At 55.0% G+C, this 26,555-nt stretch carries 23 protein-coding genes, 1 tRNA gene and 1 other RNA gene; 7 read left to right on the top strand and 18 right to left on the bottom strand.

The window, feature by feature from the left end; genetic code table 11:
- Positions 1 to 6: 6 nt before the first annotated feature.
- From OS190_RS08745 to OS190_RS08675, 15 genes are all read right to left on the bottom strand, one after another.
- Positions 7 to 2,121, bottom strand: coding sequence for an AIPR family protein (locus tag OS190_RS08745; RefSeq protein WP_267158271.1), 2,115 nt, complete (start codon positions 2,119 to 2,121; stop codon positions 7 to 9).
- Between the two features lie 651 nt (positions 2,122 to 2,772).
- Positions 2,773 to 2,862 (bottom strand) — tRNA-Ser (locus tag OS190_RS08740).
- A 79-nt stretch (positions 2,863 to 2,941) separates the two neighbouring features.
- Positions 2,942 to 3,661, bottom strand: a complete 720-nt coding sequence (locus OS190_RS08735; RefSeq protein ID WP_267158270.1) for an alanyl-tRNA editing protein — start codon at positions 3,659 to 3,661, stop codon at positions 2,942 to 2,944.
- The gene (locus tag OS190_RS08730) at positions 3,658 to 6,015 is read right to left on the bottom strand and encodes a DUF3772 domain-containing protein (RefSeq protein WP_267158269.1); all 2,358 of its coding nucleotides are present in this window, start codon (positions 6,013 to 6,015) and stop codon (positions 3,658 to 3,660) included. The genes OS190_RS08735 and OS190_RS08730 overlap by 4 nt, the downstream gene beginning before the upstream one ends.
- A gap of 14 nt (positions 6,016 to 6,029) precedes the next feature.
- Positions 6,030 to 7,064: a cysteine synthase A gene (locus OS190_RS08725; protein WP_267158268.1), complete on the bottom strand. Its 1,035-nt coding sequence runs from the start codon at positions 7,062 to 7,064 to the stop codon at positions 6,030 to 6,032.
- A 63-nt stretch (positions 7,065 to 7,127) separates the two neighbouring features.
- Positions 7,128 to 8,240 carry an NUDIX domain-containing protein gene (locus tag OS190_RS08720; protein ID WP_267158267.1) on the bottom strand — a complete coding sequence of 371 codons (1,113 nt, stop codon included), beginning with the start codon at positions 8,238 to 8,240 and terminating at the stop codon, positions 7,128 to 7,130.
- Between the two features lie 4 nt (positions 8,241 to 8,244).
- Positions 8,245 to 8,685 (bottom strand): TrgA family protein, encoded by a 441-nt coding sequence (locus OS190_RS08715; RefSeq protein ID WP_267158266.1) that lies wholly within the window; start codon positions 8,683 to 8,685, stop codon positions 8,245 to 8,247.
- Between the two features lie 177 nt (positions 8,686 to 8,862).
- A complete protein-coding gene (locus tag OS190_RS08710) occupies positions 8,863 to 10,287 on the bottom strand; it encodes a cryptochrome/photolyase family protein (RefSeq protein ID WP_267158265.1) in 1,425 nt (474 codons plus the stop codon).
- 67 nt (positions 10,288 to 10,354) lie between these two features.
- Positions 10,355 to 11,578, bottom strand: a complete 1,224-nt coding sequence (locus OS190_RS08705) for an aminotransferase class V-fold PLP-dependent enzyme (RefSeq protein ID WP_267158264.1) — start codon at positions 11,576 to 11,578, stop codon at positions 10,355 to 10,357.
- 99 nt (positions 11,579 to 11,677) lie between these two features.
- A complete protein-coding gene (locus OS190_RS08700) occupies positions 11,678 to 13,324 on the bottom strand; it encodes a BCCT family transporter (protein ID WP_267158263.1) in 1,647 nt (548 codons plus the stop codon).
- Positions 13,325 to 13,540: 216 nt separating this feature from the next.
- Positions 13,541 to 13,963, bottom strand: coding sequence for an HIT family protein (locus OS190_RS08695; RefSeq protein ID WP_267158262.1), 423 nt, complete (start codon positions 13,961 to 13,963; stop codon positions 13,541 to 13,543).
- A 50-nt stretch (positions 13,964 to 14,013) separates the two neighbouring features.
- Positions 14,014 to 14,505 (bottom strand): hypothetical protein, encoded by a 492-nt coding sequence (locus OS190_RS08690; RefSeq protein ID WP_267158261.1) that lies wholly within the window; start codon positions 14,503 to 14,505, stop codon positions 14,014 to 14,016.
- The gene (gene acuI, locus OS190_RS08685; protein WP_267158260.1) at positions 14,502 to 15,485 is read right to left on the bottom strand and encodes an acryloyl-CoA reductase; all 984 of its coding nucleotides are present in this window, start codon (positions 15,483 to 15,485) and stop codon (positions 14,502 to 14,504) included. Before acuI ends, OS190_RS08690 begins: the two co-directional genes overlap by 4 nt.
- A 264-nt stretch (positions 15,486 to 15,749) precedes the next feature.
- A complete protein-coding gene (locus OS190_RS08680; RefSeq protein WP_267158259.1) occupies positions 15,750 to 16,259 on the bottom strand; it encodes a DinB family protein in 510 nt (169 codons plus the stop codon).
- Positions 16,256 to 16,822, bottom strand: a complete 567-nt coding sequence (locus OS190_RS08675; RefSeq protein ID WP_267158258.1) for a hypothetical protein — start codon at positions 16,820 to 16,822, stop codon at positions 16,256 to 16,258. The genes OS190_RS08680 and OS190_RS08675 overlap by 4 nt, the downstream gene beginning before the upstream one ends.
- 185 nt (positions 16,823 to 17,007) lie before the next feature.
- Between OS190_RS08675 and ssrA the strand changes: the two genes are divergently transcribed.
- From ssrA to OS190_RS08640, 7 genes are all read left to right on the top strand, one after another.
- Positions 17,008 to 17,356, top strand: a transfer-messenger RNA (tmRNA) gene (ssrA, locus tag OS190_RS08670).
- A 193-nt stretch (positions 17,357 to 17,549) separates the two neighbouring features.
- Positions 17,550 to 19,688, top strand: a complete 2,139-nt coding sequence (locus OS190_RS08665; protein WP_267158257.1) for an ATP-binding protein — start codon at positions 17,550 to 17,552, stop codon at positions 19,686 to 19,688.
- 554 nt (positions 19,689 to 20,242) lie between these two features.
- Positions 20,243 to 20,722 carry an SspB family protein gene (locus tag OS190_RS08660; RefSeq protein ID WP_267158256.1) on the top strand — a complete coding sequence of 160 codons (480 nt, stop codon included), beginning with the start codon at positions 20,243 to 20,245 and terminating at the stop codon, positions 20,720 to 20,722.
- Between the two features lie 146 nt (positions 20,723 to 20,868).
- Positions 20,869 to 22,260, top strand: coding sequence for a class II fumarate hydratase (gene fumC, locus OS190_RS08655; RefSeq protein WP_267158255.1), 1,392 nt, complete (start codon positions 20,869 to 20,871; stop codon positions 22,258 to 22,260).
- A 9-nt stretch (positions 22,261 to 22,269) separates the two neighbouring features.
- A complete protein-coding gene (locus tag OS190_RS08650; protein WP_267158254.1) occupies positions 22,270 to 22,446 on the top strand; it encodes a DUF4169 family protein in 177 nt (58 codons plus the stop codon).
- Positions 22,443 to 22,676, top strand: a complete 234-nt coding sequence (locus tag OS190_RS08645) for a ribbon-helix-helix domain-containing protein (protein WP_267158253.1) — start codon at positions 22,443 to 22,445, stop codon at positions 22,674 to 22,676. The genes OS190_RS08650 and OS190_RS08645 overlap by 4 nt, the downstream gene beginning before the upstream one ends.
- 57 nt (positions 22,677 to 22,733) lie before the next feature.
- Positions 22,734 to 22,916, top strand: a complete 183-nt coding sequence (locus OS190_RS08640) for a hypothetical protein (protein ID WP_323370643.1) — start codon at positions 22,734 to 22,736, stop codon at positions 22,914 to 22,916.
- Positions 22,917 to 22,966: 50 nt separating this feature from the next.
- On the opposite strand, the gene OS190_RS08635 is transcribed toward OS190_RS08640, so the two are convergent.
- The 3 genes from OS190_RS08635 to OS190_RS08625 form a co-directional block, all read right to left on the bottom strand.
- Positions 22,967 to 23,854: a fructose bisphosphate aldolase gene (locus tag OS190_RS08635; RefSeq protein ID WP_267158251.1), complete on the bottom strand. Its 888-nt coding sequence runs from the start codon at positions 23,852 to 23,854 to the stop codon at positions 22,967 to 22,969.
- Positions 23,855 to 23,923: 69 nt separating this feature from the next.
- Complete coding sequence (locus tag OS190_RS08630) at positions 23,924 to 25,276, bottom strand: cytochrome P450 (RefSeq protein WP_267158250.1); 1,353 nt, start codon at positions 25,274 to 25,276, stop codon at positions 23,924 to 23,926.
- Positions 25,273 to 26,508, bottom strand: a complete 1,236-nt coding sequence (locus tag OS190_RS08625) for a hypothetical protein (RefSeq protein ID WP_267158249.1) — start codon at positions 26,506 to 26,508, stop codon at positions 25,273 to 25,275. The genes OS190_RS08630 and OS190_RS08625 overlap by 4 nt, the downstream gene beginning before the upstream one ends.
- Positions 26,509 to 26,555: the final 47 nt, after the last annotated feature.

Below are 26,555 nucleotides of genomic sequence, written 5' to 3'. Positions count from 1 at the left end.
TGTGTCCTAGTGCTGCCGTGACAAGGAGGATATCCGGATCCTCGGAGATTCATCCTCATCCACGTAGCCTTCCTCTCGGGCCCGCTCCAGAAGATCGAGTGCGATGACCGATTGTTTTTCCGACGGCAGCTTGGACGGGAACAGGCCGCAAGCCTTCAGAATGCCATCCTCCTTTGGACTGAATATCCTCTTGCCTCCGCCCCATTCCCTAAGCCGGTTCCAGAATTCACCTCCGGCCTCAATCACCGAAGTCTGGGCCTCAATGCCAGAAATTACAGCTTCTTCGCGACGGCCATCTCTCTGAACGGCGCGCGCCTGCTCTGGCTCAACAAGGCAATTCATAAACTCAGGTCCATAGTCGATTTGAGCCCGCTGCAAGGTCGCCCAACACGCCTGTTTCTTTCCCCATTCCGTTATATTGTTCACGCCCGCTTCGGGGTGGGTGATTACTTCCGCTGCCGCTTCGGCCGCGATCAATAATGCGTCACCTAGATCCCGAGATACCGATTGGCGCCGCCATACGGCATCAAGATCAATAACATGATCCCTTTCATCTGCGTCCGAGACCAATTTGGAGATAGAATAAGTGACAATGTTTGCGCGATATCCACCGGGATACCACGGCTGTTTCGGAATTGTCTTTTCGAGATGCCGGAAGATTATCAGTTTAGAGACCAAGCGCCGATACCATGTCTCATCGAACTTCTTGTCACTCCGGTTCCATTCCGCCCCGATCATCTGGGCAAACTCGCCGAAGTTTTTCTGCGCGCCCTTGCTGACCGTATCAGGCCGCATGCGGAAACTCATCTCGACCTTCGCAAGGTCGGTTTTGACGAAGTATTGCGGTTTCGGGTTTTCAAGATCAAAACGCCGACGTTCAGCTTGGGATTTCTTGGCGCGTTCGACAAGGTACTGACCCCTTGCGCGCTCGTAGAACCATTTTGTCTCCCGGTTTGTACCTTCGGCGGCCGGAGCCAAAACTCGTCTCGAGTATTCTTCCATCCTCATATGGAACGGGTGGTTCGAGAAGAAATCCGCCGCGCTGACCTTGTTCTGACTGTTGGCGTATTTCGAGATGGACGGGACGACCTCTTCGGAAGCATCCGACGGAACAACTGTCAACTTCATTTGCACGTGGACCTGTTCGAGCGTTTCTGGCGAGATTTTCCGAGCCGCGTGGAGAGAAGCTGTGGTTTGACCACCATTTACTACCTGCAGGTTTGTCGCGGACACGATCCTGAGACCGTTCGATGTCTTCTCTACCTCGACGCTGTCGGCCGTTGCCGACAGCCCGTTGTTATAGCTGAAGAACATTGCCGGTTCATCCTTGATGGTGTCCCGAATACCCCGATTCACAGCGCCGCGCGCCTGAAGGAAGCTCCGAACGTTCGACTCCAAAAGCCGCGCCCCCCATTTGTCATAAATTTCAGCCAATTGATGGCCGCTGATCACAACAAGATAACTGTCGAGGTGTTCGCCGCTGCTCGAAGCAGCCAGTGCCGGGATGCTTGCGCCGAAATCTTCCCGAAAATTGACGATGATCTTTTCCCGAGCGTGTCCCGACGTCTCGTAACGATGGAAGCGTGTAAGATCCCAGATGTTGTAGGTGACTGGAATGCCGTCAATCTTGCCCGCAAGAACCGCGTCTGTCCTGGCGCTATAGGTCGCGTTTGTCATGAGAATGAGTTTGATCTTCGTGATAGATGACCACGCAGATGTAATAATTGAGGCGGCACCCGCTTCAGCACTCCCTTCGATCAGGTCTGCACGGAAGGCTGCTCGACGCGCGGCGGCGACAAAGTTGATTAGGTGGCCGAAGGCCTTCTTGGCATCGCTTGCATTGATCTTAACCGCCGCGTCTCCATCATGAAAATCGCTGACAATGACGCTAAGTATACCCTCGGACTCACGCGGGTCTCCGCCAATCCCGTCGAGCCTCAAGGTCTTGCCCTGGCTGCTGGCGAGAAACGTAACCCGGTCAGCGGTCGCTATTTCACCTTCTGCTTCCAATAGTGCCGCCATCCGCTCGAAAAAGGCGTCCGACTGTGAAATGCTACTTGCTGATGCTTCAGCGGCGACTTCCTTAACCAATGAATTATTGAATTCGACCAGTTCATCCAAATCGTTCTATCTCCCAACAAGCGTCGAAGTTCGGTGCGCCGTTCTTATTGCACACCGGAGGCAAGCAACTGTACGCACCTTCCTGCATTTCCACGAGAATATCGTTGACCTCGAGATTTGGAAGGTTAAAGTCGCATCCGAAATCAACCAAGAAATTGACCGCCTCAAGACGTGCTGTTGGCATCCTAAATTTGCCTTGGGCCAGCTTATGGTTAGAGTCTCCCAGAGTGCAGTATGTTGTCCCCAAGTCTGAATGCAGGCGGCGGCTGGAGAAACTGAACAAAACGGCAGGTAGGACGCATTTGTCCTACCTCGTTTGCGAACCTGGAGAGCAATATAGCCATAACGTGGAATTCTGCTATATTTGTGACATCGCCACAACAGGCGGATTTCGAACTGGGTCGCGTTAATGCGATAGAGACCGAAGTCGAAGCGCCTAGTGCCCTTTGGAAAAAGGGTATACATATCAGGAACTTACAACCTGATCACCAAAACGGTGCAGTCAACAGGTCCGGAGAATATAGGCCCCGAGAGACCGCTTCGGGGCCTTCCAGCGCTAGGGCCGGTGTTCAGCCCTCCCCGCATAACCCTCGAAAACAACGGAAAAATCCGGCCGGAGCCGGATCGGGAGAACGCTTTCTCAAGGGCAAGTGGCGGATCGACAGGGATTCGAACCCTGGAGACGGTCTCCCGCCTACACACTTTCCAGGCGTGCGCCTTCGACCACTCGGCCACCGATCCGTTGGGCGGGGTTTAATATGAGCGCACCCCCAGTTGCAAGGGCGAAATTGCACCGGACGGTGCATTCGTCAAAACAGATTTAGCTATCAAGATGCAGATAGATACGACGGTTCAAACGGCCTTTCTTTTCCATTTTCCCGACACGAAGCGCACCGATTTCACCGGTGCGGGCCACATGGGTGCCGCCACAGGGTTGCAGATCGATCCAGTCTTCATCCTCGCCGATGCGGATCAGACGAATGTTACCTGCGCCTTTGGGCGGTTTGACGGCCATTGTTTTGACGATATGCGGGTTTGCCTCAAGCTCTTCCCCTGTGATCCACTGTTCACTGATCCGCAGATCCGCGTCTACAAATCCGTTGAGCACCTCTTCGATTTCCTCGCGGTTGTGGGGTGCATCGGGCATGTCAAAATCCAATCGCCCATGTGAGGCGGAAATCTGCCCCCCGGTCACACCAAAGGGCACGGCCACCGACAGAAGATGCAGGGCCGTATGCACCCGCATATGTTTATGACGACGGTCCCAATCTACCTCATGGGTGACATGGGCCCCTTTCGGCGGCAAGGCCGATGCCTCGGCCGGAACCAGTACAATCGCATCTCCCTCGCCCTTTACAGTGGTCGCAATCGGCAGGTGCTGAGTATCCCAGCTGATCCAACCTGAATCTCCGGGTTGGCCGCCGCCGGTCGGGTAGAACAGACATTGATCCAGAATGATGCCGCCTTCCGGAGTCAGATCATGCACTACGGCTGCTGAGTCACGCAGATATGGGTTGGTGCGAAACAACATTTGCGTCATGAGCCTGCTCCTTGTGCGCTTGGTCCTTCAAGGCCGGGTGACCCATCGCCATTATTCTGATCGCTACGCAAGGCTTCGGGATTGCGCAGCCAAATATCACGCTGCGCAAAGGGTATCTCAATCCCTTCGGCAGTGAAACGGGCGGCGATCGCATGATTCATGTCGCTTTTCACGGCCATCATCCAGTTTACATCACGCAGGAAACAGCGCACCTCGAAATCAAGTGAATCCGCCCCGAAATTGACAAACAGCACATTGGGGGGCGGTGTTGCCAGCACCATGGGTTGCGCCTCTGCAATCTCACGCAGGATGGTTTCGACCTTTTTGGTGTCGCTGCCATAGGCCACGCCCACCCGCACGATCACACGCCCTACTGTGTTACCGCGGGTATAATTGGTGACCGTGCCGCTTACCAGATCGGCGTTGGGCACAATCACGTCAGTCTTGTCAAAGGTCTCGATCCGCGTCGAACGCACCGAAATGTCCCGGACATATCCCATCTGTCCACCCACCTCGATCCAGTCGCCTTCGGAGATCGGGCGTTCAATCAAAAGAATGATGCCTGAGACAAAGTTGCTCACAACGGTTTGCAGACCGAAACCGATGCCGACCGACAGGGCACCTGCCACAATTGCAAGCGAACTCAGATCTATCCCGGCACCGGTAATTGCTGCCAGTGCCGCAAGAAAGATACCAACATAGCCCAGACCAGAAACTATGGCGTTCTGTGCGCCTACATCCATTTGCGTCTTTGGCAGGACATTGCCTCTGAGTGCGGATTGCACCAGGCGGGTCAGAACATAGCCAAAAGCAAATATAGCAGCAAAGGCAATAAAGTCGGTGGGTGAAATTCGGCTGTCGCCGATGGCAAACCCGCGCAGGAAAAGCCCCCAAAGCTCGGTCAGGTCGGTGACGCGCGCGCCCCAGATCAAGGCAAACAATGGTGCCGCCAAGATCAGAAGTATCAGTCCGAACAACACAGGCAACAGCGCCTCTCGGGCTTGATCACCCTGCCCGCTGATTGCACCGTAGACATCTGCCGTAAACCGCTGCAGCGACATCACCAGCCCAAGCAAGGCCATGGTCATGATATAGGGTGGGAAAATCGCCTCTGCTGCCCTGTGGTATCCGGCCGCAGCAAGCAGGGGCGCTACAACAGCAACGACAATCGCCCCCGTGCCGATGAAATGCAGCACGCGCACCAGCGTAGAGCTTCGTATTTCGGCAACAGCATTTTCATCTTTTGACGGATCGACATAGCCGCGAAGAATTATACCAATCCAGTATAGCGATATTGCAGCCAGCACCATGATCGGAAACATCAGCACCGCACGTGACGCAGGTGCAGGATTGCCCGAAGCAAGAACCTGGGCAATCAATTCGCCGACAACAACCAATGCTGTGATGCAGCCTACATGGAAGCGCAGTCTTTTGCGCCGCTCAGGAGGCAACAGGATCAACGCCTCATCGTCGTCCCGCGAGAACACCCTTTCCGCAACCCAGCGCATGCCAAGCATTACGCCGCTCAGGAATGCCAGCAGAAACACGATTTCATCGACACTCGGGCCGAAGTAACCGGCCGAGATCACCGCCAGCGCCAGCAGGAACAAGCCACCAAATGGCAACACGATCCGCAGCAGGGATACCAGAAACCGCCATATGCCAAATCCGCGTGCTCCGAACCTTTGCAGGCTGTTCACAATCATTCGAGACCAGAAACGCCCCCGAAAGATCAGCACCGCCCCCAGGGCCGTCAGCAGGACCGTCACGGGAAGCGTCTTGCGTAACTCTTCCAGGCCATCATTGGCATCAGGCGTTTCTTGCCACAGCGTGTACAGCGCCGCTTTCAGGTCGCTCAGCGCGGTTTCCCAATGCAAGGGATTCATTGGTGAGGGCGAAGAAGCCAGCAATTCCTTGGTGCCCCGCTCACGCAGTGTCTGATCAATCTGGGTAACAATTGCATCTGCCCGAACGAATTCGGCTTCGGCGCGCTGGACCGGTACCAGCAAAATGGACAGTTGTTCATTCAATTCCGTACGTGCAGCAACCACATTGGGAGCTTCCGGAGCAGCGGTTTCTCCGTCCAATGTGGTTCCCAGCGCGGCAAGCTGTTCACGCAGCGTCGCGATACGCTTGGCATTCAGGTCACTGGCGGCATCAAACTCCGACCGAAACTCGACGATCTGTGTGCGCATTTCTTCGAGCACTTCGTCGCTGGTGTTTTCATCATCTACAGCGGCCTCGACCCGTTCTGCCAGCGCAGTCCAACGGTCAATGTCAACAGATAGATCCGTTTGCGCAAAGAGACCTGTCACCAAAGCCGTGACAAGAACCAGTGCCAACCATATGCGCACCCCTGCCCTTGCCATCAGACGTTTTCAAAAACCTCAGGCAAAAGCGCCGCTTCTCGGTCCAGCCATTCAGGAACCGGTAGTCCTTTCTCACGCAGGAATGCCGGGTTGAACAATTTGGATTGATAGCGTGTGCCGAAATCGCACAGGATGGTCACAATTGTATGTCCTGGCCCCAGTTCACGCGCCAGGCGCATGGCACCCGCAACATTGACACCAGAGGAGGCCCCCAGACACAGACCTTCGTTCTGCAACAGATCAAATACTTGCGGCAGAGCTTCACTATCTGGGATATTATAGCTGAAATCGGGCTTCAGGCCCTCAAGGTTCTTGGTGATACGCACCTGCCCGATGCCTTCGGCGATCGACCCCCCTTCGGCGACCAGTTCGCCAGTGGTGTAGTAACTGTGCAGAGCAGCGCCATCAGGATCAGCCAGCGCAATCTTCACGCCTTTGGGTTGCAAGACATGCGCAATCCCTGCCAGCGTTCCCCCCGATCCAACCGCGCAACAAAAGCCGTCAACCTTGCCGCCCGTCTGTTCCCATATCTCGGGACCAGTGGTTTCGATATGGGCCTGGCGGTTTGCCACATTGTCAAATTGGTTGGCCCAGATCACGCCGTCGTTGCTCTCGCGTGCCAATGCATGAGCCAGCCGTTCGGAATACCGCACAAAGTTGTTCGGGTTGCGATAGGGCGCGGCGGGCACTTGCACCAGTTGCGCACCGGCCAGGCGCAACATGTCCTTCTTTTCTTCCGACTGGGTTTCCGGGATCACAATGACTGTTTTGAAACCCATAGAGGAGCCTACCAAAGCCAAACCAATGCCGGTGTTGCCTGCGGTGCCTTCGACGATGGTACCGCCCGGTTTCAACAAGCCTTTTGCAACGGCATCCTGAATGATGAATAGTGCCGCACGGTCCTTTACCGATTGGCCAGGATTCATGAATTCGGCTTTGCCCAGAATCTCGCAACCGGTGGCCTCGGACGGTCCTCGCAGTTTGATCAGTGGCGTTTTGCCGACAGCCTTGGTCAGGTCGGTTGCAATGTGCATGAAAGTCCCCGAATGTGTTACGCGCGCTTTGTCCTTAAGGTGTAGCCGCGCCCCTGACAGACCTCAAGCAATCCCTTGCCTTAATCGATCACGGTGGCGTGCCAGATAGTAAGCCGCCATGACCATCGGCGCACCGGCCACATCGAACCTTTCAACACGGGCCATCAGATCATCATAGGACATCAGGTGCGAACGGATGTCTTCGTTTTCTTCTGGCAGCCCACCAATGCCTGTCGACCTGTCAGGTAAATCGGCAAGCCCGAGGTAAAGATAATAAAACCCGGTTGAAGTTCCGGGGGACGGATAAACCTCGGCGATCTTTTCCAGCCCGCCCAGCGTCAAACCGGCCTCTTCCAAGGCTTCACGGCGGGCGGCTTCTTCGGGATGTTCACCCGGATCGATCCGCCCTGCAACCGGTTCCAACTGCCACATTGCCCGATCGCCACGACCGATAGGCCCAAGCCGTATCTGTTCAACCAGCAATACCCGATCCCGCAGGGGATCATAGGGCATCACCAGCGCTGCATCCGCATCTATCAGAACCGCCCGCTCCAACGATTCAGACATGGTTCCATCAAAACGTTCATGGCGTAAAACCAGATCATCCATTGCATAGAATTTAGAATAGGCACGGGTACGATTCTCAATCTCGACATGCCCATGAAAACATTCCGCACTGTGCAAGGAGTGCGCTGCGCGTACCTGCGCATCCGCCCGCGCGCGGATCACCGGAAACATCGCTGCGACAGCATCACGGTCCTGATGACCAAGATAGCTCATGACCTCGGCAGCAGCGATCACGCTCATCTGTCCTGATTTTGCAGCCCAATCTTCCAGCGACCACGGCCCATCCGGCGTCCAGCGCCCGGCCTGCGGAACATAGACCTCAGCTTCCTGTCCGTCCGATAGGGTAACCCGTTGCAAATCATAGGCGAAACTACCCTCATAGTAATCCAGACGGGTGACGTCCTGAGCGCTAAGCCCTTTCACCAGAAGACCACTGGCCTTGGCGCCTGATAGTTCGGCGATCATCGGAAAAGGCCCCTCTGCGACCGCATTCACCTTGAATCCGCCCAGGACAGCCGGGGTTGCATCAATCATGCTGGCATCCCTGCCCAACACGATCTCCAACAAGGGGAGATGTCGAAGCGTGCCGTAGAAAAATAGACTTTTCAAAGTTTTACGGCCATCTCTTAAAGGCAAAGTCAGTGAGAAAGCCGGTCACGACCGCAGAAACAACCAAAGCGATGCCAATCGGTACAGTTGCAATCATCAGGGCATATTCCGATCCGATCTGGAAGATTGCGACAATCGCCTCGAACGGGCCATCGTAACGATTGCGCATCGCAAGACGGAACATCTCAATACTCGAATGTATGCCAATACCCCAGAGCACCAAAAGGAACACACCCATCAAGCCATTGTTGATCGCGGCAGTGCTACCCCGCCCTGCTCTGGGTCCCATGGCGATCCAGCCGATGAGCGCTCCTAAAATCACATTAATTGGTACGAAATTGCCAAAATCTGTCGCCTCGGGCATCAATGGCATTACCATGCCTGAAATGAAATAGGCCACCACGGCCAGACAAATAGCGGCCATCAATCGCGCAGCGGTAGGCATTGTCCTGCTCCTTCGCAAACCCCATTGCTGGCTATCAGCCGGGTTTTTCCTATGCTAATCTGCGTTGTGGCACAATTTCCACCGTCAAATGTCTCTGTCAATGAAGTGAGGTAAAATTTCCACATACATCTGCCTCCGAGTCCAAGCCACTGTTTTCACAAAACCACGCCAACACCCTTAAAACCCGCGATTGCTGTAGGCCGCCAAGGCACGGGCCCGGCCCTCTGCCGGCGTGACCAAAGGGTCGGGATAGGGATCATCAGCGGTCATTGCCCACTGTCTCGGCACAGCTTCGAAATAGCGCAGCGCGTCCCTGTGCGGCGACGATCTGCCTTCTGCTATCCATCGCGTCCTATAGGCACCGTCCTTGTCAAACCTTTCCAATTGGGTTTCTGGGTTGAACACACGGAAATAGGGCGTCGCATCAGGGCCGGACCCTGCAGACCACTGCCAGCCCATCGCGTTGCTGGCGGGGTCCCAGTCGATCAGACAGTTCTCGAACCATGCCAACCCGATACGCCAATGGGTCATCAGGTGTTTCGTCAGGTAGCTGGCAACGATCATCCGACCGCGATTATGCATCCGTCCGGTGACATATAATTCGCGCATGGCTGCATCAACAAAGGGTATTCCGGTGCGCCCCTTTTTCCAGGCCCAGACCTCTGCCGCGCGGGCGTCATCCTTCCAAGGAAAGGCATCCCATTCCTGACGCCAGTTGCCCTCCAGAATGCGTGGTGTGTGGTACATCAGATGATAGGCGAATTCACGCCAAACCAGTTCTTTCAAAAAGATCTCTGCCCCTGCCTTGCCCTCTTCCATGCCGCGACGGCCCGCATGCCAGCATTGGTGCGGGCTGATTTCCCCAACCGCAAGGTTTTCGGAAAGATTTGAGGTGCCATCAATCCCCGGCTGATCGCGGGTATCGGCATAACCGGCCACAATGCCTTCGATGAAATCACCTAACCGTTCCTGGGCAGCCTGCTCCCCCAGCCGTACAAAGGGGCGCACAACAGTCACACCACGGCCCATTGCCGCCCCCATGTTCCAGGACTCAATATCCTCGCTATAGGGCCATTCAACAGGCGATTTAATCGTTTCGGGCACAGGTCTCGGCACGTCTACACCACGCTTTTTCACCGCATTCCAAAAAGGGGTAAATACCTTGTAGTAGCCGCCGGTTTTTGTCTCGACGGTCCAGGGCTCGAACATCAGGTGCCCGCCGAATGAACGCGCCTCAACCCCCTGTTTTTTCAACGTATCCTTGATATTTGCGTCCCGTGCGGCGCTGTCGGGATCATACAGTCGCGTCCAATAAACCGCGCCTGCACCGGTTTGCGCTATCAACTCTTGCAGGACCGCCAATGCATCAGCGCCCTTGCGCAGGACCAGTTGGCTGTTTTTGGCTTTCAAGCATGCGGCCAACGCACCAATTCCAAGGCCCAGACGCCACTTTGGCGCTGCCCCCAAACCTTCGACCAGCGGATCATGAATGAATACTGGAATCACCGGGTGCCCGGACGCACAAGCCGCGGTCAATGCAGCATGGTCGCTCAACCGCAGATCACGGCGAAACCATATCAGGATCGGGGCTTTTTCACTCATCCAGATGCCTCGTTAACGCTCACTCAATACGAGTTAGGGCGAACCAAAAGCGATCAAGGACATGGGCTTATAAAACGGTATCCAGTGCCGACAAAAGCTGATCCATTTCGGATTGACTGGTGTAATGCGTGAAACTGAGCCGTAATACACCCTTGTCCATGTCCACCCCCATCGCGGCCAAGGCACGACCCGCATAGAAATCACCGCCCCCCGCCATTATGCCCTGTTTTGCCAGATCTGCCGCAACATCTTCGCCCGAACGGTTCAAGGCCAAAGCGACAGTAGGCGCACGCCCTGCCGCATCGGAGGAGCCGATCAAGCGCACGGAATTACGTGATTTGACCGCATCCAGCAACGGCTGCAACAGATTGGTTTCATGGGCACGCATCAAATCATGGACTGCCTCACCGCGCTGGGTAGCCTCTGCCTTTCCGCCGATATGATGCGCATAAAACGCGTCGACATAATCTGCCATGCCGGCACAGGCCGCAACCTGAGCATGGTCGGGACCAGCAGGTGTAAAGCGTTTATAAAGGCAATCACCGTTGAATACATGACCTTGATTAGGCAGCATTTCACCCAGGGGGCGGCGGATCACCATCAACCCTTGATGCGGCCCAAAGGTCTTGTAGGCAGAGAACAGATAGATATCCGGGCCCAATGCACCCACATCCGCAAAACCATGTGGCGCATAGGATACGCCATCCACACAGACAAATGCACCGGCTGCATGGCACAGGGCGGTGATTTCAGTCACCGGATTGACCTGCCCCACCACATTCGAACAATGGGGAAAACAAACCAGCCGCACCTTGTCATCAAGCAGGTTTTCCAGATCATCGGTATTCAGGCTTCCCGATTCAGGGTCAATCTGCCACTCACGTACTTCGATCCCGCGATCGGTTAACCTGCGCCAGGGGCCGGTGTTTGCCTCGTGGTCTTGATTGGTGACAATAATCGCCTCTCCCGGCTGCAACATTTGCCCAAAGGCCTGCGCCAGAACATAGGTGTTTTGTGTCGTCGAGGGCCCAAAGCTTAACTCATCCGCTGCAACACCAAGGATCGCAGCCATGCGCAGACGCGCTTCGTCCATTTCAGCGCCGCCCAGGGTACTTGCTTCATAGGGCGCATAGGGTTGCACCTTGCGTTGCCTGTAAAACCGAAAGAGGCGGTCAATCACCTGCTTGCAGGTATAGGACCCACCAGCGTTTTCAAAGAATGCCTGCCCCAGCAAGGAAGGTTCGGCGAAAGCGGGGAATTGGGCACGCACCCAGTCTGTGTCTAATGTCATGTCCCAAGGTTCCTCCGTGTCAACGACGGCGTCAAGTCATGAAAAAAGCGCCCTGAAGCGAGCGCCTTTTGTGTGTTTCGTCAGGCTGGTTTTTAAAGCCTATTTCATTTTTTCACGTTCACTTTGCAGCCCCCTGAAGATGCAATAGCACATCAGCAGCAAGATGACCGTGAACAACAGCCCTGTAGAAATCACCATGGATTGCAAGGCGGCAAGGCCGCCACCGATCAGCAATGCAATGGCAACTGCGCCTTCAAACACACACCAGAACACCCGCTGAGGCATCGGCGCATCGATTTTTCCGCCTGCGGTGATTGTGTCGATCACAAGACTGCCGGAATCCGACGAGGTGACAAAGAACACAATGACCAGCACAATCCCGATGAAGGATGTGATCGAGGCCAGGGGCAATTCGCCCAGCATCTTGAACAACTGCAATGGCAAGCCTGCATCCTGCGCACCGGTAAAGCCATCCGCCAGAACCTGATGAATCGCTGTACCACCAAAGATCGACATCCAGATCACACAGACCATGGAAGGGATCAACAGAACACAAATGATGAATTCACGCACTGTTCTGCCACGGCTGACGCGGGCAATAAACATGCCCACGAAGGGTGACCAGCTGATCCACCAGGCCCAATAGAAGGCCGTCCAACCTTGTGAATAATTGACATCCTCACGTCCGAAGGGATTGGAAAGCGCTGGCAGATACTCAACATAGGCTTTCAGGCTGTCCCAGAAAAAGGCAAACAGAAACGCCGTTGGCCCGACGATCAGGGTGAAAAGCGCCAATAGCCCGGCAAGCCCCATGTTGAGTTCGGACAGGATTTTGACACCGCCATCAAGACCGCGCACCACCGACACCAGGGCGATCAGGGTGATCACGGTGATCAGGACAACTTCTGTGGTCTTGCCGATCGGAACGCCGAACAGCTCGTTCAGGCCTGCATTGGCCTGCGTCGCCCCAAATCCAAGCGAGGTTGCCAGACCAAAGAGCGTGGCAAAGACTGCAATGATATCAATCGCGTGCCCTGGCCATCCCCAGATGCGTTCGCCCAGCAAGGGATAGAATGCCGACCGGATCGTCAGGGGCAGTCCCTTGTTAAAGGTAAACAGGGCCAGCGCCAAAGCAACGGTCGCATAGATCGCCCAAGGGTGCAGCCCCCAATGATAGATGGTTGCCGCCATACCAAGACGGACAGAGCCAGGTTCATCCCCTGTGGCCGCCCCCAACGGTGCCCAATCAGAGCGCAATCCGTTGTCGCCAATGCTGGTTTCCCCAAAAGAGGTCGAAAAATGTGTCAGCGGTTCGGACACGCCGTAAAACATCAGTCCGATGCCCATTCCGGCAGCAAACAACATCGCAAACCAGCCCGTGTAAGAATAATCCGGCTTGGCATCGACCCCGCCCAATCGAACACGACCAAAGGGCGATATGATCAGCAACAAGGTGAAAATCACCACCAGATCGGCAGCGCCGATCAGGAACCAGTCAAAATTCTTGGTGGTAAAGGAGAACATGGAGGAAAATGCAGCCGCCGCCTGTTCGGGCAGCGCCAGCGTGTAGAACACAAAAGCGACAATCGCCACCGCTGAAATCGCGAAAACCGGGTTATGAATATCAAATCCGAAACTACCGATCGAACCATCTACGTTGTCTTGGCCAATCTCATAGTTGGTATCAATCACATCCGCGGCACCTTCGGGTGCCGGGATCCCTTGATCGGTCGTGGCATCTGTCATTTGAATGTCCCTCTTGCGTTATAAAAGCCGAGAATTTTTGCCCCGTTTCGTAACAAAAGAACACGTCTGCACCCAGAAGCAAAGGTCTTCCTCGGCATTTTGGAGGCGAAGACCGACACGACAACGACATTTCCAGCAACGGTTCGCGCAGCAGCAAAACCGATCCCAACCCGGCATTTTCACAGGATGCGCAGGCCGTCACCCCGATCAGGTTGTTCATTCAAGCGCGGCGATAATGGCTTCGGCGTGGTTTTTTATCTCGTCCATATCCCCCATCACACCCGGCGGGCGGATCGGCACGCCTGCATGACGCGGATGGATATGGAAATGCAAATGGAACACTTCCTGCCCCCCCGCAGCCTCGCTGAATTGCCACAGCGTGATGCCATCCGCGTTGAAAGCGGTCTTGGCCGCTTTCGCCACTCTGTTCACCGTTGCCATACAGTCCGCGAGCTGTTGCGGTGTTGCGTCCAGCAAATTCCGGCAGGGCGTTTTCGGGATCACCAGACAATGCCCCCGCGTGCGTGGCATGATGTCCATGAAACAATAGGTTTCGTCGTCCTCATATACCTTGAAGCTGGGGATCTCAGCACGCAGGATCTTGGCAAAGATATTCTGGTCGTCATAGGGGTCGGACATGATATGCTCCTGAAAACTCCCGCCTGTTCTATCCAGCGTCGCGATCAAACTCAACCGCGCCGCAGCCTGCGCTCGGCCAAAGACAAAAGAGCCCGCGAATAAAGCAGATGCAGCGGCATCAATATCCGGACCAGACTGGACATCTCTGCCCCCTGTCGCGTGACCACGGCAGAGCCGAACAACAGTCGCGTCCGCCCCGCCTCATCCAGGCGCACCGCGAGATAGGATCGCGTCGCACCGGAACTTTCGCGCAACAGGATTTGCGCCGCATCACCGGCTTCTACGGTCCAGACCGCAAAGCGTTCAGCCTCCCCTGTCGCCAGTGCCACAACATCGCGGTCGCGGATGCGTCGGCGCAATGCCAGCATCAAAACAAACCGCTCAAGGCGGAACAACCACGTTGTATAAAAGGCTTCGATGAAGGCGGGTAGATCCGCCTCCACCCGAGATGTCACCGCAAAGCAGTCGGTATAGGCCTCATCGCCTTTTGCATATTTCTGCAACAGCGCATCTTGCGGCACCGCTATCGCCCGCACCGTCATGCGTTGACATCAACGACAACGCGGCCTTTGACCTGCCCATTCAAAATGTCGCGGCCCAACTGCGGTAGGTCATCCAGCTTTGCAGGCTGTATCATGGCTTCGAGCTTGTCCATCGGGAGGTCGCGGGCGATCCGCTCCCAGGCGCGCAGACGGTTGTCATAGGGCTGCATCACGGAATCGATACCCAACAGGTTCACACCGCGCAGCAGGAACGGAATGACCGTGGCAGGCAATCCCGCCCCCCCGGCCAGACCGACCGCGGCAACCGAAGCACCATATTGCATTTGCCCCAGCACCCGCGCAAGCATCTCACCGCCCACCGCATCAACGCATCCACCCCATGTCTCGCCTTCCAGAGGTCGTTTGACAGTTTCGTTGATCTCCTCGCGTGCCACGATCTGCGTCGCCCCGAGAGAGGTCAGATAATCCGCGGTTTCCGGTCGCCCTGTCACACCGGCGACCTCATGGCCAAGATTGGCCAGGATCGCCGTCGCCACTGACCCGACCCCACCAGCAGCCCCGGTCACCAGTATCGGCCCGCCCTTGATGCCGTGATCCTCCAGGGCCATCACCGACAGCATCGCCGTAAACCCTGCGGTCCCCACGGCCATTGCCTGTCGCGTATCCAGACCGCTCGGCAGCGGCACCAGCCAATCGGCCTTGACCCGTGCCTTCTGGGCGTAGCCACCCCAATGCGCCTCGCCGACGCGCCAACCGGTCAGCACAACCTTATCACCTGCCTTGTAACGGGGGTCGTCAGAGGCTTCGACAGTACCCGCAAAATCAATACCAGGTATATGCGGGTAATTGCGTACCAATCCGCCACCGGGACCGATACACAGACCATCCTTGTAGTTCACTGTTGAATACTCAACCGCAACAGTCACATCGCCCCCAGGCAGTTGGTCCAGATTCATCTGCGTCACCGCAGCCGAGGTCTTGCCGTCATCATCTTTGGTCACCAATAGCGCATTAAACATCTTCGTTTTCCTTTTCACATGAGGCAAGGCCAACGCCCCTTCTCTTTTTGGCTTTAAATACCGCGGGGTCCGGGGCAGCGCCCCGGTTTGCGCAGCACCTGCAAAACTGCGTCACCTCGACGAATTTTCGCAAACAACTGCACCGTCTTTCTGCCTTTCTGCCCGACGCGGAGATCAGCCGACTGGGACTCATATCCATGCCTTGGCCTTGCGCACATCCAACCGGGGCTACGCCTGGGCAAGACATTCACCGCTGCCGCGCTCTCAGTCCTCCTTTGGCATGAATACGATGTCGGTAACAGGGGCCACCTGCCCTGCGGCCGTCAGCATGGCATGGACTTGCCCGCGATGATGGGTCTGGTGGTTGAACATATGCAAGATGCAAAGTGCCTTGGGCTGGGTAAGATCTCTCTCCAGAGCCCCGGACCACCATGACAATTCACCGGCAAGGTCGATGTTTGACAATGTTTGCGCCCAGATGCGCATACGCCCATCCAGACGAAACCGCTGAGCCTGCCATTCTCCCAGTGTATCTGTCAACGTGACACCACCATCGTCGCAGGGCGCAGGCCTGGCCACATCATCGCACATGCGGCTCATCCACAGGGAATCCCCCAATAGCAAGTGATTCAACGTACCCATGATCGTTCGGAAAAATGCCTTGTGATCGACATATAACTCCGCGGTATCCATACCTTTGGTAATCTCCATGATCTGCTTGTTCTGCCAGGCGTTATACTGCGCCATTGTTAAAACAAATTCCTTGCTGATCATGGCCGCGTCCCCTGCCCGTCGATCAGACCAATCTCGACTGACATGCCGCCAGAACCCCAGACGCGCCCGTTGTTTCGCCCTCTCCTTTTCACCCCCCGGGCCGCGATGATTTCCGTTCCCATCCAATATCTGGAATGTGGGTGAATGTCGGAAATACCCTGCGTTTTACCCGTTGAATTTTTGCCTTCACCCTGAACCTTGAGCCCGCTCAGGGTCTCGGTTTCATGAAAATCTGCATCACGCACCTCCGCCATTGAGGGGTAATTGTGACTTACAGTCCGGGCATACGCGCCAGCGCTGGCGAGGCAACGACGGAACTCAGCACCGGGGCAATTCAATACCAACTCCCCCATTATGCGCGAATCCATCTGGGTGCAGCCGTGCCATCCGGGATTGGAAATGCATGCGTCAATGCGCTGCGAACCAGGCAAACGGTCCGCGCAGGGTGTTATGTTGGGTGGCATTTGTTCTCCTCCTGCAATCAATGACCTGCCAGCCACGGCCAACAGGCCGAAGATCAAGGCAAGGCCCATCGGTATTGTCACATATTGCCAGATCTGCACCAGGTTTTCGACCACCTTAAAAGGGTCACAAAGCCCATCCAGGCCAGACTCTTGACCCCACCGGAAAATCCATCATCAAAGAATGACCAGCCCCATGACAAATCCGATCGGTCCCAGTGCTCTGGAACAACCGACTGCAAGCAACAAGGCGGCGCAGTGAGGATTTTTCGACAATCTGCGCGCAGTCCATTGCAAGAAGCATCCACAGGCCCTACATTACTCCTGTCCTTCGGGACTATGGACATAAACGCGCCTGTAATAATCGGATCGGACCCGGGGGCGGTACCCGGCGACTCCACCAAACATCCTTCATTTGGGGATCATGGGGTCGAAATAGGATCGACGAACGCCTAAAGAGGTTAGCTTTGTTTCGGCTGGGTGCCACCGTATCGGCCCAAAATGTACAATTGCAAATGACAATCGTGCTCCAATGGCGATGGCTGCGTAAGCAACCGGAACTATTGAAAACTTAAGTCCTTACGTTTAGCGACCTAAGGCGGGGTTCGCAGGTACCTGGCAACAGAAACCTGCACTTTCCCCCCTTACTTCCAACATAAATGATTAAAAATTAACGTGAAAACGTAATACGAGGGTAGTTTCCGGCCCTCCGAGTTGTTCCCATCAAGTAAAGCACACGCTGTGGTAGCGCATTATCCAAGTTTTGCCGTAAAATGCACTCAATCACATGCCATTTCTGTTCTCAGCAATGAGCAAGTGAGTATGAATCATGGAAAAAAGCGCGACAAGATCGCTTGCCCAAGAACATCTTGGCGGTTGGGGAAACGACTGGACGAGTCCCAAACCATTGCTGCTGCGCTTTGCCGTTTGTACGTTGATCGTTTCGCTGATGATCCTGCTGACCAGCAAGATTGAATCGCTGACCTATCAGACCCATCTCAGAGACATCAAACTCACCACAACCGTTGAGATGGTAGAAGTCCGCGAACATATTCAAGAAAGTCTTGTCAAACTCGCATTCGATCTGAACGACTTTGCGACATTGATCGGTCAAGACCCGCAAATGAGTCAGCCCGAATTCAATATCAAAGCGCTCGACATCCTGTTGGCCACTGACGGCATGAAACGGATCACGGCCGCTCCTGATGAGGTTGTCTCAATGGTCTTTCCCAAGACAGGCAACGAACAGATCATCGGGCGCGACTATAGAGAATTCTATAATCATGACGCGACAACTGACAAAGCCATCTGGAGCGGTGAAGGCCAGATGGTCGGCCCGATCCTGCTAAAGGACGGCAGTCAGGAACTCGTGCTGCGCAAACCCATATTCTTGCAGGGCAAAAACTCCCAAAAGAAGTTTTGGGGCACGCTTTCCTTCGTGCTCGACTATGATGAATACATAGCCAATATCGGCGTTCCCCAGATCAACAAACGTTTTGACATTCTGGCCTATGAAGCCATTACGGAATTGGAACAGGTCGGCAATGTATTTCTGGGTGATCGCAGCATCCTGGAACAGGACCCGATATCGCTGCATCTAAAATTGCCTTTTGGCACCTGGATTCTCGCCGCTTTGCCTGTTGGTGGCTGGCCTGATAATGCGCCCGGTCACGTTGTACGCAAGTTAAAGTTCTTTTCCTTGACCCTCGCTATTCTGGCCTTCTTTTTGCTGACCCAACGTATCTTTGAAATTCGCCATCAGGCCGAACGCCAGCTTGCCGTCGGGATCGAGGCCCTCGACAGCGGCTTTGTCATGTTCGGCCCAGACCGCCGGATCGTGGCATTTAACCAAAAATACAAGAAACTGGCGGGCGGTTCAGGCATGGTGCATATCGGTGCCCGCTATGAAGACATTGTCAAAGAGAACATTCGCGAAGGTCTGATCCCAGATGCGATTGGCCGTGAACAGGAGTGGTACAAAGAGTGGTTGAAACGCTTTGATGGTGAACAGGTCGGTGTAGGTGTCACAGACAAGGAACAGATCCTTGCAGACGGCAGAATGATACGCGCCTATGACCGCACCATGGAAGACGGCAGCCTCGTCGGGCTTCGGACCGACATCACCGATCTGAGAAAAGCGCAGCTTGAAGCGGAAAGAGCCAACAAGGCCAAGACAGATTTCATGGGTGTGTTGAGCCACGAACTGCGTACACCGCTGACTGTGATCCTGGGGCATACACGTCTGGCCAAGAACATGGCCAGCATGCCATTTTACAAGAAACTGGTGCAAGAAATCGAGAACCACCCGGAAGCCTCGGCGGAAATCCTGCCAAAGTTGGACAGCTTGAAGGACCAAATGGCAAAGATGCTGGAGTCGGTTGAACGGTCTGGCAATCATCTGTTCACCTTGATCAGTGAAATATTGGATTTCGCCAAGATCGAATCCGGCACCCTTGCCATGGAGATGCAGCACACGACTGTCCCCGCGATCGTCGACGCCGCTGTTGAGCAAGTGCGCCTGATGGTTGAAGACAAGGGCCTTTCGCTGAAGGTTGAACGAGGCATTTATGACCTGGTGGTAGACAGCCAGCGGATCAAACAGGTTCTGATCAACCTCATTGGCAATGCGGCCAAATTCACTGACGAAGGATCGATCAGTCTGGATGCCAGCCAGACGGATGATTGCATTCTGTTCCGTGTGACGGACACCGGAATCGGCATACCTGACGCTCAACTGAAAACAGTATTCGAAGCCTTTCATCAGGTCGATTCTACCGCTGAACGCATGCACAACGGCACCGGTCTCGGTCTGGCAATATCGCGCGATATTGCCCTAGCACACGGCGGCGAAATCACGGTTAGCAGCGAACTTGGCAAAGGCAGTGTGTTCACCCTTCGCGTACCTCGTTTCCCTTCCGAAGCAAGGCCAGTTCCGGTAAAGACTGTCACCGCCAAATTGGTCGCTTGACCGTCTGCCCCTTGAAAGGTCCAGGTCTGAATGCCGACTGCAGTTAGGGGATCTACCTAAACCACGGCGGAACGGTTGATATTTGAAACGAAATTTGTCCTCTTGCTGGCTGGCGTCACTAAGACCGATTTTTCGCCACCCAAAGCGACAGGATGGTTGGCGGTTTGGGCTATCTTCACGCCATTTATTCCAGGCCTTTTACATTCCCGCCCCTACTTGAACGGCTTGCGGCCTTTGCACCCATACCCTGCACGCCGAAGACCATTCCCGCCAAGGCGGATGAAGTGATCGCATTCCTCTTTCGTGGTCGGCGCTTTATCCCCTGTGCGCTCTGGCAACGCTGGCCTGGTACATTGCCCTATTGATACCCAAAAGGAACAGATTCAATCCACCTGCCATTTACCTAGATCGATTGCACGACGATTTTCCTGATACCACGGTCCATTGCGCCGGAACCTCTTTGCTGATTGACATCCTTTGACTCCGGTCCCCCTTTCCCTTGGCTGCAAAAGGGGTATGGTGGAAATACAGACTGGATGAACCTGAGGGATCCGATGAGCCGCGAAATTGATTACGGTAACCTGATGCATGACGCGATGCGGGGATTGATCCGTAAAGTGTTGCAGGATGTTGCCGACAATGGATTGCCGGGCAACCATCATTTCTTCATTACCTTCGACACCGCCCATCCCGATGCAGAACTCGCCGATTGGCTCTCTGACCGCTATCCCGGTGAGATGACTGTGGTGATGCAACATTGGTACGACGGGTTGGAAGTAACCGAAGAAGGCTTTTCCATCACGCTCAACTTTGGCGATGCACCCGAACCGCTGTATATTCCCTATGATGCCATCCGTACCTTTGTTGACCCTTCCGTAGAATTTGGCCTGCGGTTTGAGCAACAGGACTCAGACGACACTGAATCCGCCCCGGCGGACAGAAAACCGGTTGCAGCACAGAAAACAGAACCTGAGGATGATAACCCCAAAGGCAACGATGCCGAGATCGTTTCGCTGGATTCCTTCCGCAAATAGGATGAGCCACAAATAAACCGATCCTATCGCACGGAAATATTCCGGTCGATGCCGGGAATAGGCCCATTTACGGCAACGTCCAATTGCGCTGCGCTGCGTGCACCGCTACACCCCTTTTGACAGCAAGACAAAGCAGGAGCCGGACCATGGCCAATACACGTACAGAAACAGACAGCTTTGGCCCATTGGAAGTCCCTTCCGACAAATATTGGGGTGCCCAAACCCAACGTTCAATCATCAACTTTCCCATTGGTTGGGAACGCCAGCCAGTTGCGATCATACGAGCGTTGGGTGTGATCAAAAAGGCATGTGCCACGGTCAACCTTGGCTTTGGTGATTTGGACCCGGAACTGGCTGCCGCGATTCAGGAAGCCGCGCAGGAAGTGATCGAAGGCAAGTTTGACGACAACTTTCCGCTGGTGGTTTGGCAAACTGGATCCGGCACACAGTCGAACATGAACTCCAACGAAGTGATTTCCAACCGTGCCATCGAAATTCTGGGCGGGGTGATGGGATCAAAATCCCCAGTTCACCCCAATGATCACTGCAATATGGGACAATCATCCAACGATACCTTCCCGACGGCAATGCATGTGGCCATCGGCATGGTTGCCCGCGATACCCTGTTGCCGGGTCTGCGCAAATTGCATGAGGCACTGGCCGCAAAATCGGAAGAATTCAAGGACATCATCAAGATCGGTCGCACCCATACGCAGGATGCGACGCCTTTGACACTGGGGCAGGAATTCGGCGGTTATGCACATCAGATGGCCAAAGGCATTGCGCGGGTCGAGGCCTGTTTGCCCGACATCTATGAACTTGCGCAGGGCGGAACAGCCGTGGGCACCGGATTGAACACCCGCAAGGGCTTTGCCGAAAAGGTTGCCGCAGAGATTGCGTCGATCACCGACCTGCCCTTTGTCACGGCCCCCAACAAATTCGAAGCCTTGGCCGCTCATGATGCCATGGTCATGTTTTCCGGAGCGCTAAAGACCGTCGCCGCCTCAATGTTCAAGATCGCCAATGACATGCGCCTCTTGGGCTCTGGTCCACGCTCTGGACTGGGTGAATTGATCTTGCCGGAAAACGAGCCCGGTTCCTCGATCATGCCGGGCAAGGTGAATCCGACCCAGGCCGAAGCACTGACCATGGTTTGTGCCCATGTGATGGGCAATGACGCGGCTGTGGGCTTTGCCGGGTCGCAGGGACATTTCGAGTTGAACGTCTATAACCCGATGATGAGCTATAATGTGATCCAATCCATGCAATTGCTTGGCGATGCGGCTGGCAGTTTCACGGACAATATGGTGGTCGGCACATTGGCCAATAAACCACGCATTGAAAAGCTGATGAAAGAAAGCCTGATGTTGGTGACAGCACTTGCACCGACCATCGGTTATGACAACGCAACAAAAGTCGCTAAAACTGCACATAAGAACGGCACAACCTTGAAAGAAGAAGCGATTGCGCTGGGATTTGTCGATGCAGAAACCTTTGACCGCGTGGTGCGGCCCGAAGATATGATTGGTCCGAAATAGGATGACGCAATGAGCGCCCCCATCAACCTCAACAAAGTCAAGAAAGAACGAAACCGCGCCTCGCGCAAAGCCCGCGCAGATGAGAATGCCGTGCGTTTTGGCCAAACAAAGGCGCAAAAAGAAGCGTTGAAGGCGCGTGCCGAAAAGATCGCCCGCAATCTGGACGCCCATCGCCGCGACACATGAGCGGACGGCCTGTCAAACATTCCGTGACCTTGAAGGGGCACCGCACATCCGTGTCGCTGGAGGATGAATTCTGGGCAGAGTTTCGCGCCTTGGCCGAGGCAAAATCCATGCCAATCAATGCTTTGGTCGCCGAAATTGATGCAGACCGCGGGATGGAGATGGGGCTGGCTTCGGCGATCCGGCTTTATGTGCTGCGCGCGTTAAGAGATCGTTTACCGAAAGAGGGTTAGCATTCTTGGATGTCCGGCTCTGCTTCACCACTCACCACACACGAATGGATCGTTGATTTGTTCAGTTCACGCGCGGCTGCAACGGGTGGCGTCGTTCGCAGAAAGCGGCGCGACGTCGAACGCTACGTTGGAATCGATGAATTCAAAGACGAACTGCGCCGACGCGGATTTCATGCAATCGAGAACGCCGGCCAGATCGTGATCTTTTGCAATCAGGAACCTGTTCGGTCATTTTTGTAATCGTTTTCTTTCAAAGAAAACGGTCGGAAACTTTGAAAGTTTCCGATACCTCATGCAACCGAAGCATCGTAGATCTTGCCGATGTTCGCGCCCAACGCCGCGTTGAACCCTTCATCCGTCATTTTGACGTTCAGCCCTTCAGTCAAAGCCCGTGAAAAGCTTGCAATCATCTTGGTGTTCTGGGCAAGCCGCGCACAGGCATCGTCAGTCGAATAACCGCCAGACAAGGCCACAACGCGCAAGACATTGGCATGATCCGCAAGCGCATCATAGAGACCGGGCTGTTCTGGCAGGGTCAGTTTCAACATGACAATCTGGTCGGGTGCCAGTGTCTCGACATGGCGCATCAAGGCGGCGGCCAACATTCCTTCTGCCTGCGCCTTTGACTTGGAATTGATGTTCACTTCCGGTTCGATAATCGGCACAAGGCCTGCCGCACAAACCTGTCTTGCGACCTCCAGCTGTTGCGCTACGACCGCCTCTATTCCCGCTTCATCGGCTGTATGAATGACCGAGCGTTCCTTGGTGCCGAAAATACCGGCCCGCCCTGCACGCGTCAAAAGATCATCAAGATCCGGCATCGGTTTCAACAATTGGACACCCTGCGCTTCGTCTTCCAAGCCTTTGTCAATCTTGAGAAAAGGCACGACACCACGATCTTCCCACAACAATTGTGCAACCGGCTTGCCTTTGATCTGGCCATCCATGGTGCGTTCGAACAGGATTGCACCGATCACTTTGTCCGAAGTGAAAGCATCCGCAAGAATGATCCGCGCGCGCATGTCATGCATTGCCTGAAACATGGCCGCTTCGCCCTCGTAATCCTCTGGCATGACACCATAAAGGCTCAGCGCCTTGGGCGTCGACCCGCCGGATTGATCCAATGCCGCGATAAAGCCTTTGCCGCTTTTCATTTGCGTCATCTGTGCTGCGTTCATTGGATTTTCTCCGTCATATCTGATTCCGTTTCCCTGCTTCTAAGTCAAACAATGCCAAGATGGTAGAACCTACCGCCGTTCCAGCTTCAACCAGATACCCTGGTCAGACCGGACCGTAAGATGGGCAACAGGAACCGGAACACGATCCGGCAGTGCCTCTATACGAAAATCTCTCAAGATGCGCGACAAAAGTAACGGACCCTCGACCATCGCAAACCCTGCCCCGGTACAGACCCGTGCGCCGGCAGAAAATGGGATATAGGCCTCGCGTCCGCATTTCCGTCCGTTTTCTGTCTGCCAGCGTGTTGGGTCAAATCCGTCAGGATTGTCCCACAGCCGCTCCTGACGGTGCAGATGCCACGGACTTATCACCACTTGCGATCCCTTTTTGACATTACGGTCACGAAAATTCTCTGGGCATGCGGCCTCACGAACCAACATCGGGACCGGTGGATAGAGCCGCAGTGCCTCGCGAAACACGTCACGGCTGAGGCGCAGTTTTGACATGACACCGAAATCGCAGGTGCCGAGCACCCGAGCTTCGGTTGCCAATTTTTCCTGCCATTCAGGATGCGTCGCCATGAGATACAAAGCCCAGGCCAGGGCAGAGGCGCTGGTTTCGTGACCTGCGAGGAAAAATATGGCGACGTGGTCGGCCATTTCTATCTCGTCAAACTGATCACCTGTAACAGGATCCGCTGTTGTCATGATCTTGGTCGCCAGATCGTCCGGTGCTGTCCCAGCCGCAATCTGGACAAAGCGTTCGCGCGTCAGTTCAGCGATCAACCTGCGTATTTTTTTCGCACTTTCCTTGGTTCCCTTGTTAAAGAACCGCGGCATCCAGCGCGGCAGCGGGACCAAGGCCGCAATGTTCAGCAATGGTTGCGAGCGTTGGTAATTCCGGAATTCACTGAAAACCGCCTGTGCCAAATGATGTTCGATCGGGATGGAGAACAACGTTCGAAAAATCACGTCGGCGGCGGCATGACTGGTTTCAGCCTCGATCTCGATCGTTTCACCAACCTGGGCGTCCAACCGTTTGACCGCAGCTTCGGCAGCGTCCCACATGGCAGGAAAGGTCTCGCGCAGGCGGCCACCCTCGAATGCCGGATCGATGATACGCCGCTGCCGTTTCCATAATTCGCCATTGGTGATGAAAACAGAATTTCCCAGCAGCGGGCGTAGACCTTCACTGACCCGCTCCGATTTTGGAAAATCCTCCGGACGGTCCTTTAGCACGGTTTTGACCAGTTCGGGCTGATTTACCAGATAGCTGCGGAAAAACGGTGTCTTGAATTCCGCCATCCATGCGCGATAGAGCCGCGCAGGCTGGGCCGACAGAATGTCGGTGCGAAACAGCTTGGCATAACGCCACAGTGATACCTTATCCGATCGACTGGGCGGCTTGGGTGGGATCGTCATGCAGCCATCGACCTGTATTTGCTGACTGCACGATCGATCCGCGACTTGCTGGGAGGACGGTCGGCATAGCGGGCTGCCAGGGTTTCAGGCCCTGCCGTGATCTGGAAATAATCATAGTCCTTGGGCCGGTCAAAAGCGCAGAGGTATTGAAAATGCAAACGGAAAAAGCGCCAGCGTAGTTCCCTCCACCGCGCAGGGCTGAGTGTCTGGGTAAAGGCTGCGGAAAACACAAGCGGCCATCGCTTGTTTTCTGGCGCGACACCGGACACCGAAACAGGATCACACAGAGCAAAGGAACAGCCGTCACCAGGGGCAGTCACATCTACCCAGGTCAGTTCATCACGTGAGGCAAGATCATGCAGATCAGCCCGCAAACGATGTGCTTGTGACAGGAAGGAGACCATGGGCACCACCTGCCCCAAGGTGAGAAAGGACAAGGCAGGCCCGCCCCCAGGAACCTTGCCCTGACGGATCAGATCCGCCATGATCGACACCCCCAGATGTGCACCCGATGAATGGCCGACCACCAGAACCTCATCCGCATCACTTTGAAGCGCCTCTGCGATCGTATCCACAAATGTCGCAATGCGCGCCTCAAGCTCGGGCGGGTTTTCGCCCAGTGAAGAAGCCGAATAGGAATAGTCATGCATCAGATAATAGGCGTAGAACTTGCCATCCTGTTTTTTGAACCAGCGCAACAGGGCGACAAAAACAACAGCCGCTGCAAGCATCGAAACCAGCACGGCAGCGATGCCCAGTCTGGGCGTCAACAAGGCTGTGCCAACCTCAATCATCAGCGCCGCAGCCAGACAGGCCAATAACAGTTGCAACACCAACATCCCCACGGGATAAAGTGCTGCAATCACCGGCCCTTTGCGCAGCTTCATCAAACGCCACAGTGCACCCGAGGCGATATAGACCCATGCGGTGCGCAGCAATTGAAGATATGTTGCAGGGATCGACGTAGCCATGCTGTCGCGTACGATATCGGACCAGACCAACACCTCGACATCCGCATGCACATCGGTTCCGTCGATCCTGGCCTGGACTGACCAGCCGTAATTCTCACCTTTGGGTTTGGCCTTCAGGGCAATTTCATATCCGGAAACCGCTGCTTGTGCTGCACTTTCCTTGCGATACAACTCGCGATAGCGACGCGGATGAATCGGGTCATAGCCGGGAATGTAAAACACCCGCCGCGACGTCACCTTGTCATTTTCTGAACTGCCCATAGCACCCTCATTTCCAAGAAATATAACCCGGATTTTGGGCAAGAGTA

The organism is Sulfitobacter sp. F26204 (assembly GCF_026410305.1).
GTDB lineage: Bacteria > Pseudomonadota > Alphaproteobacteria > Rhodobacterales > Rhodobacteraceae > Sulfitobacter.
The sequence above is the reverse complement of the archived record's forward strand: the minus strand, read 5'-3'. Positions and strand labels throughout refer to the sequence as shown.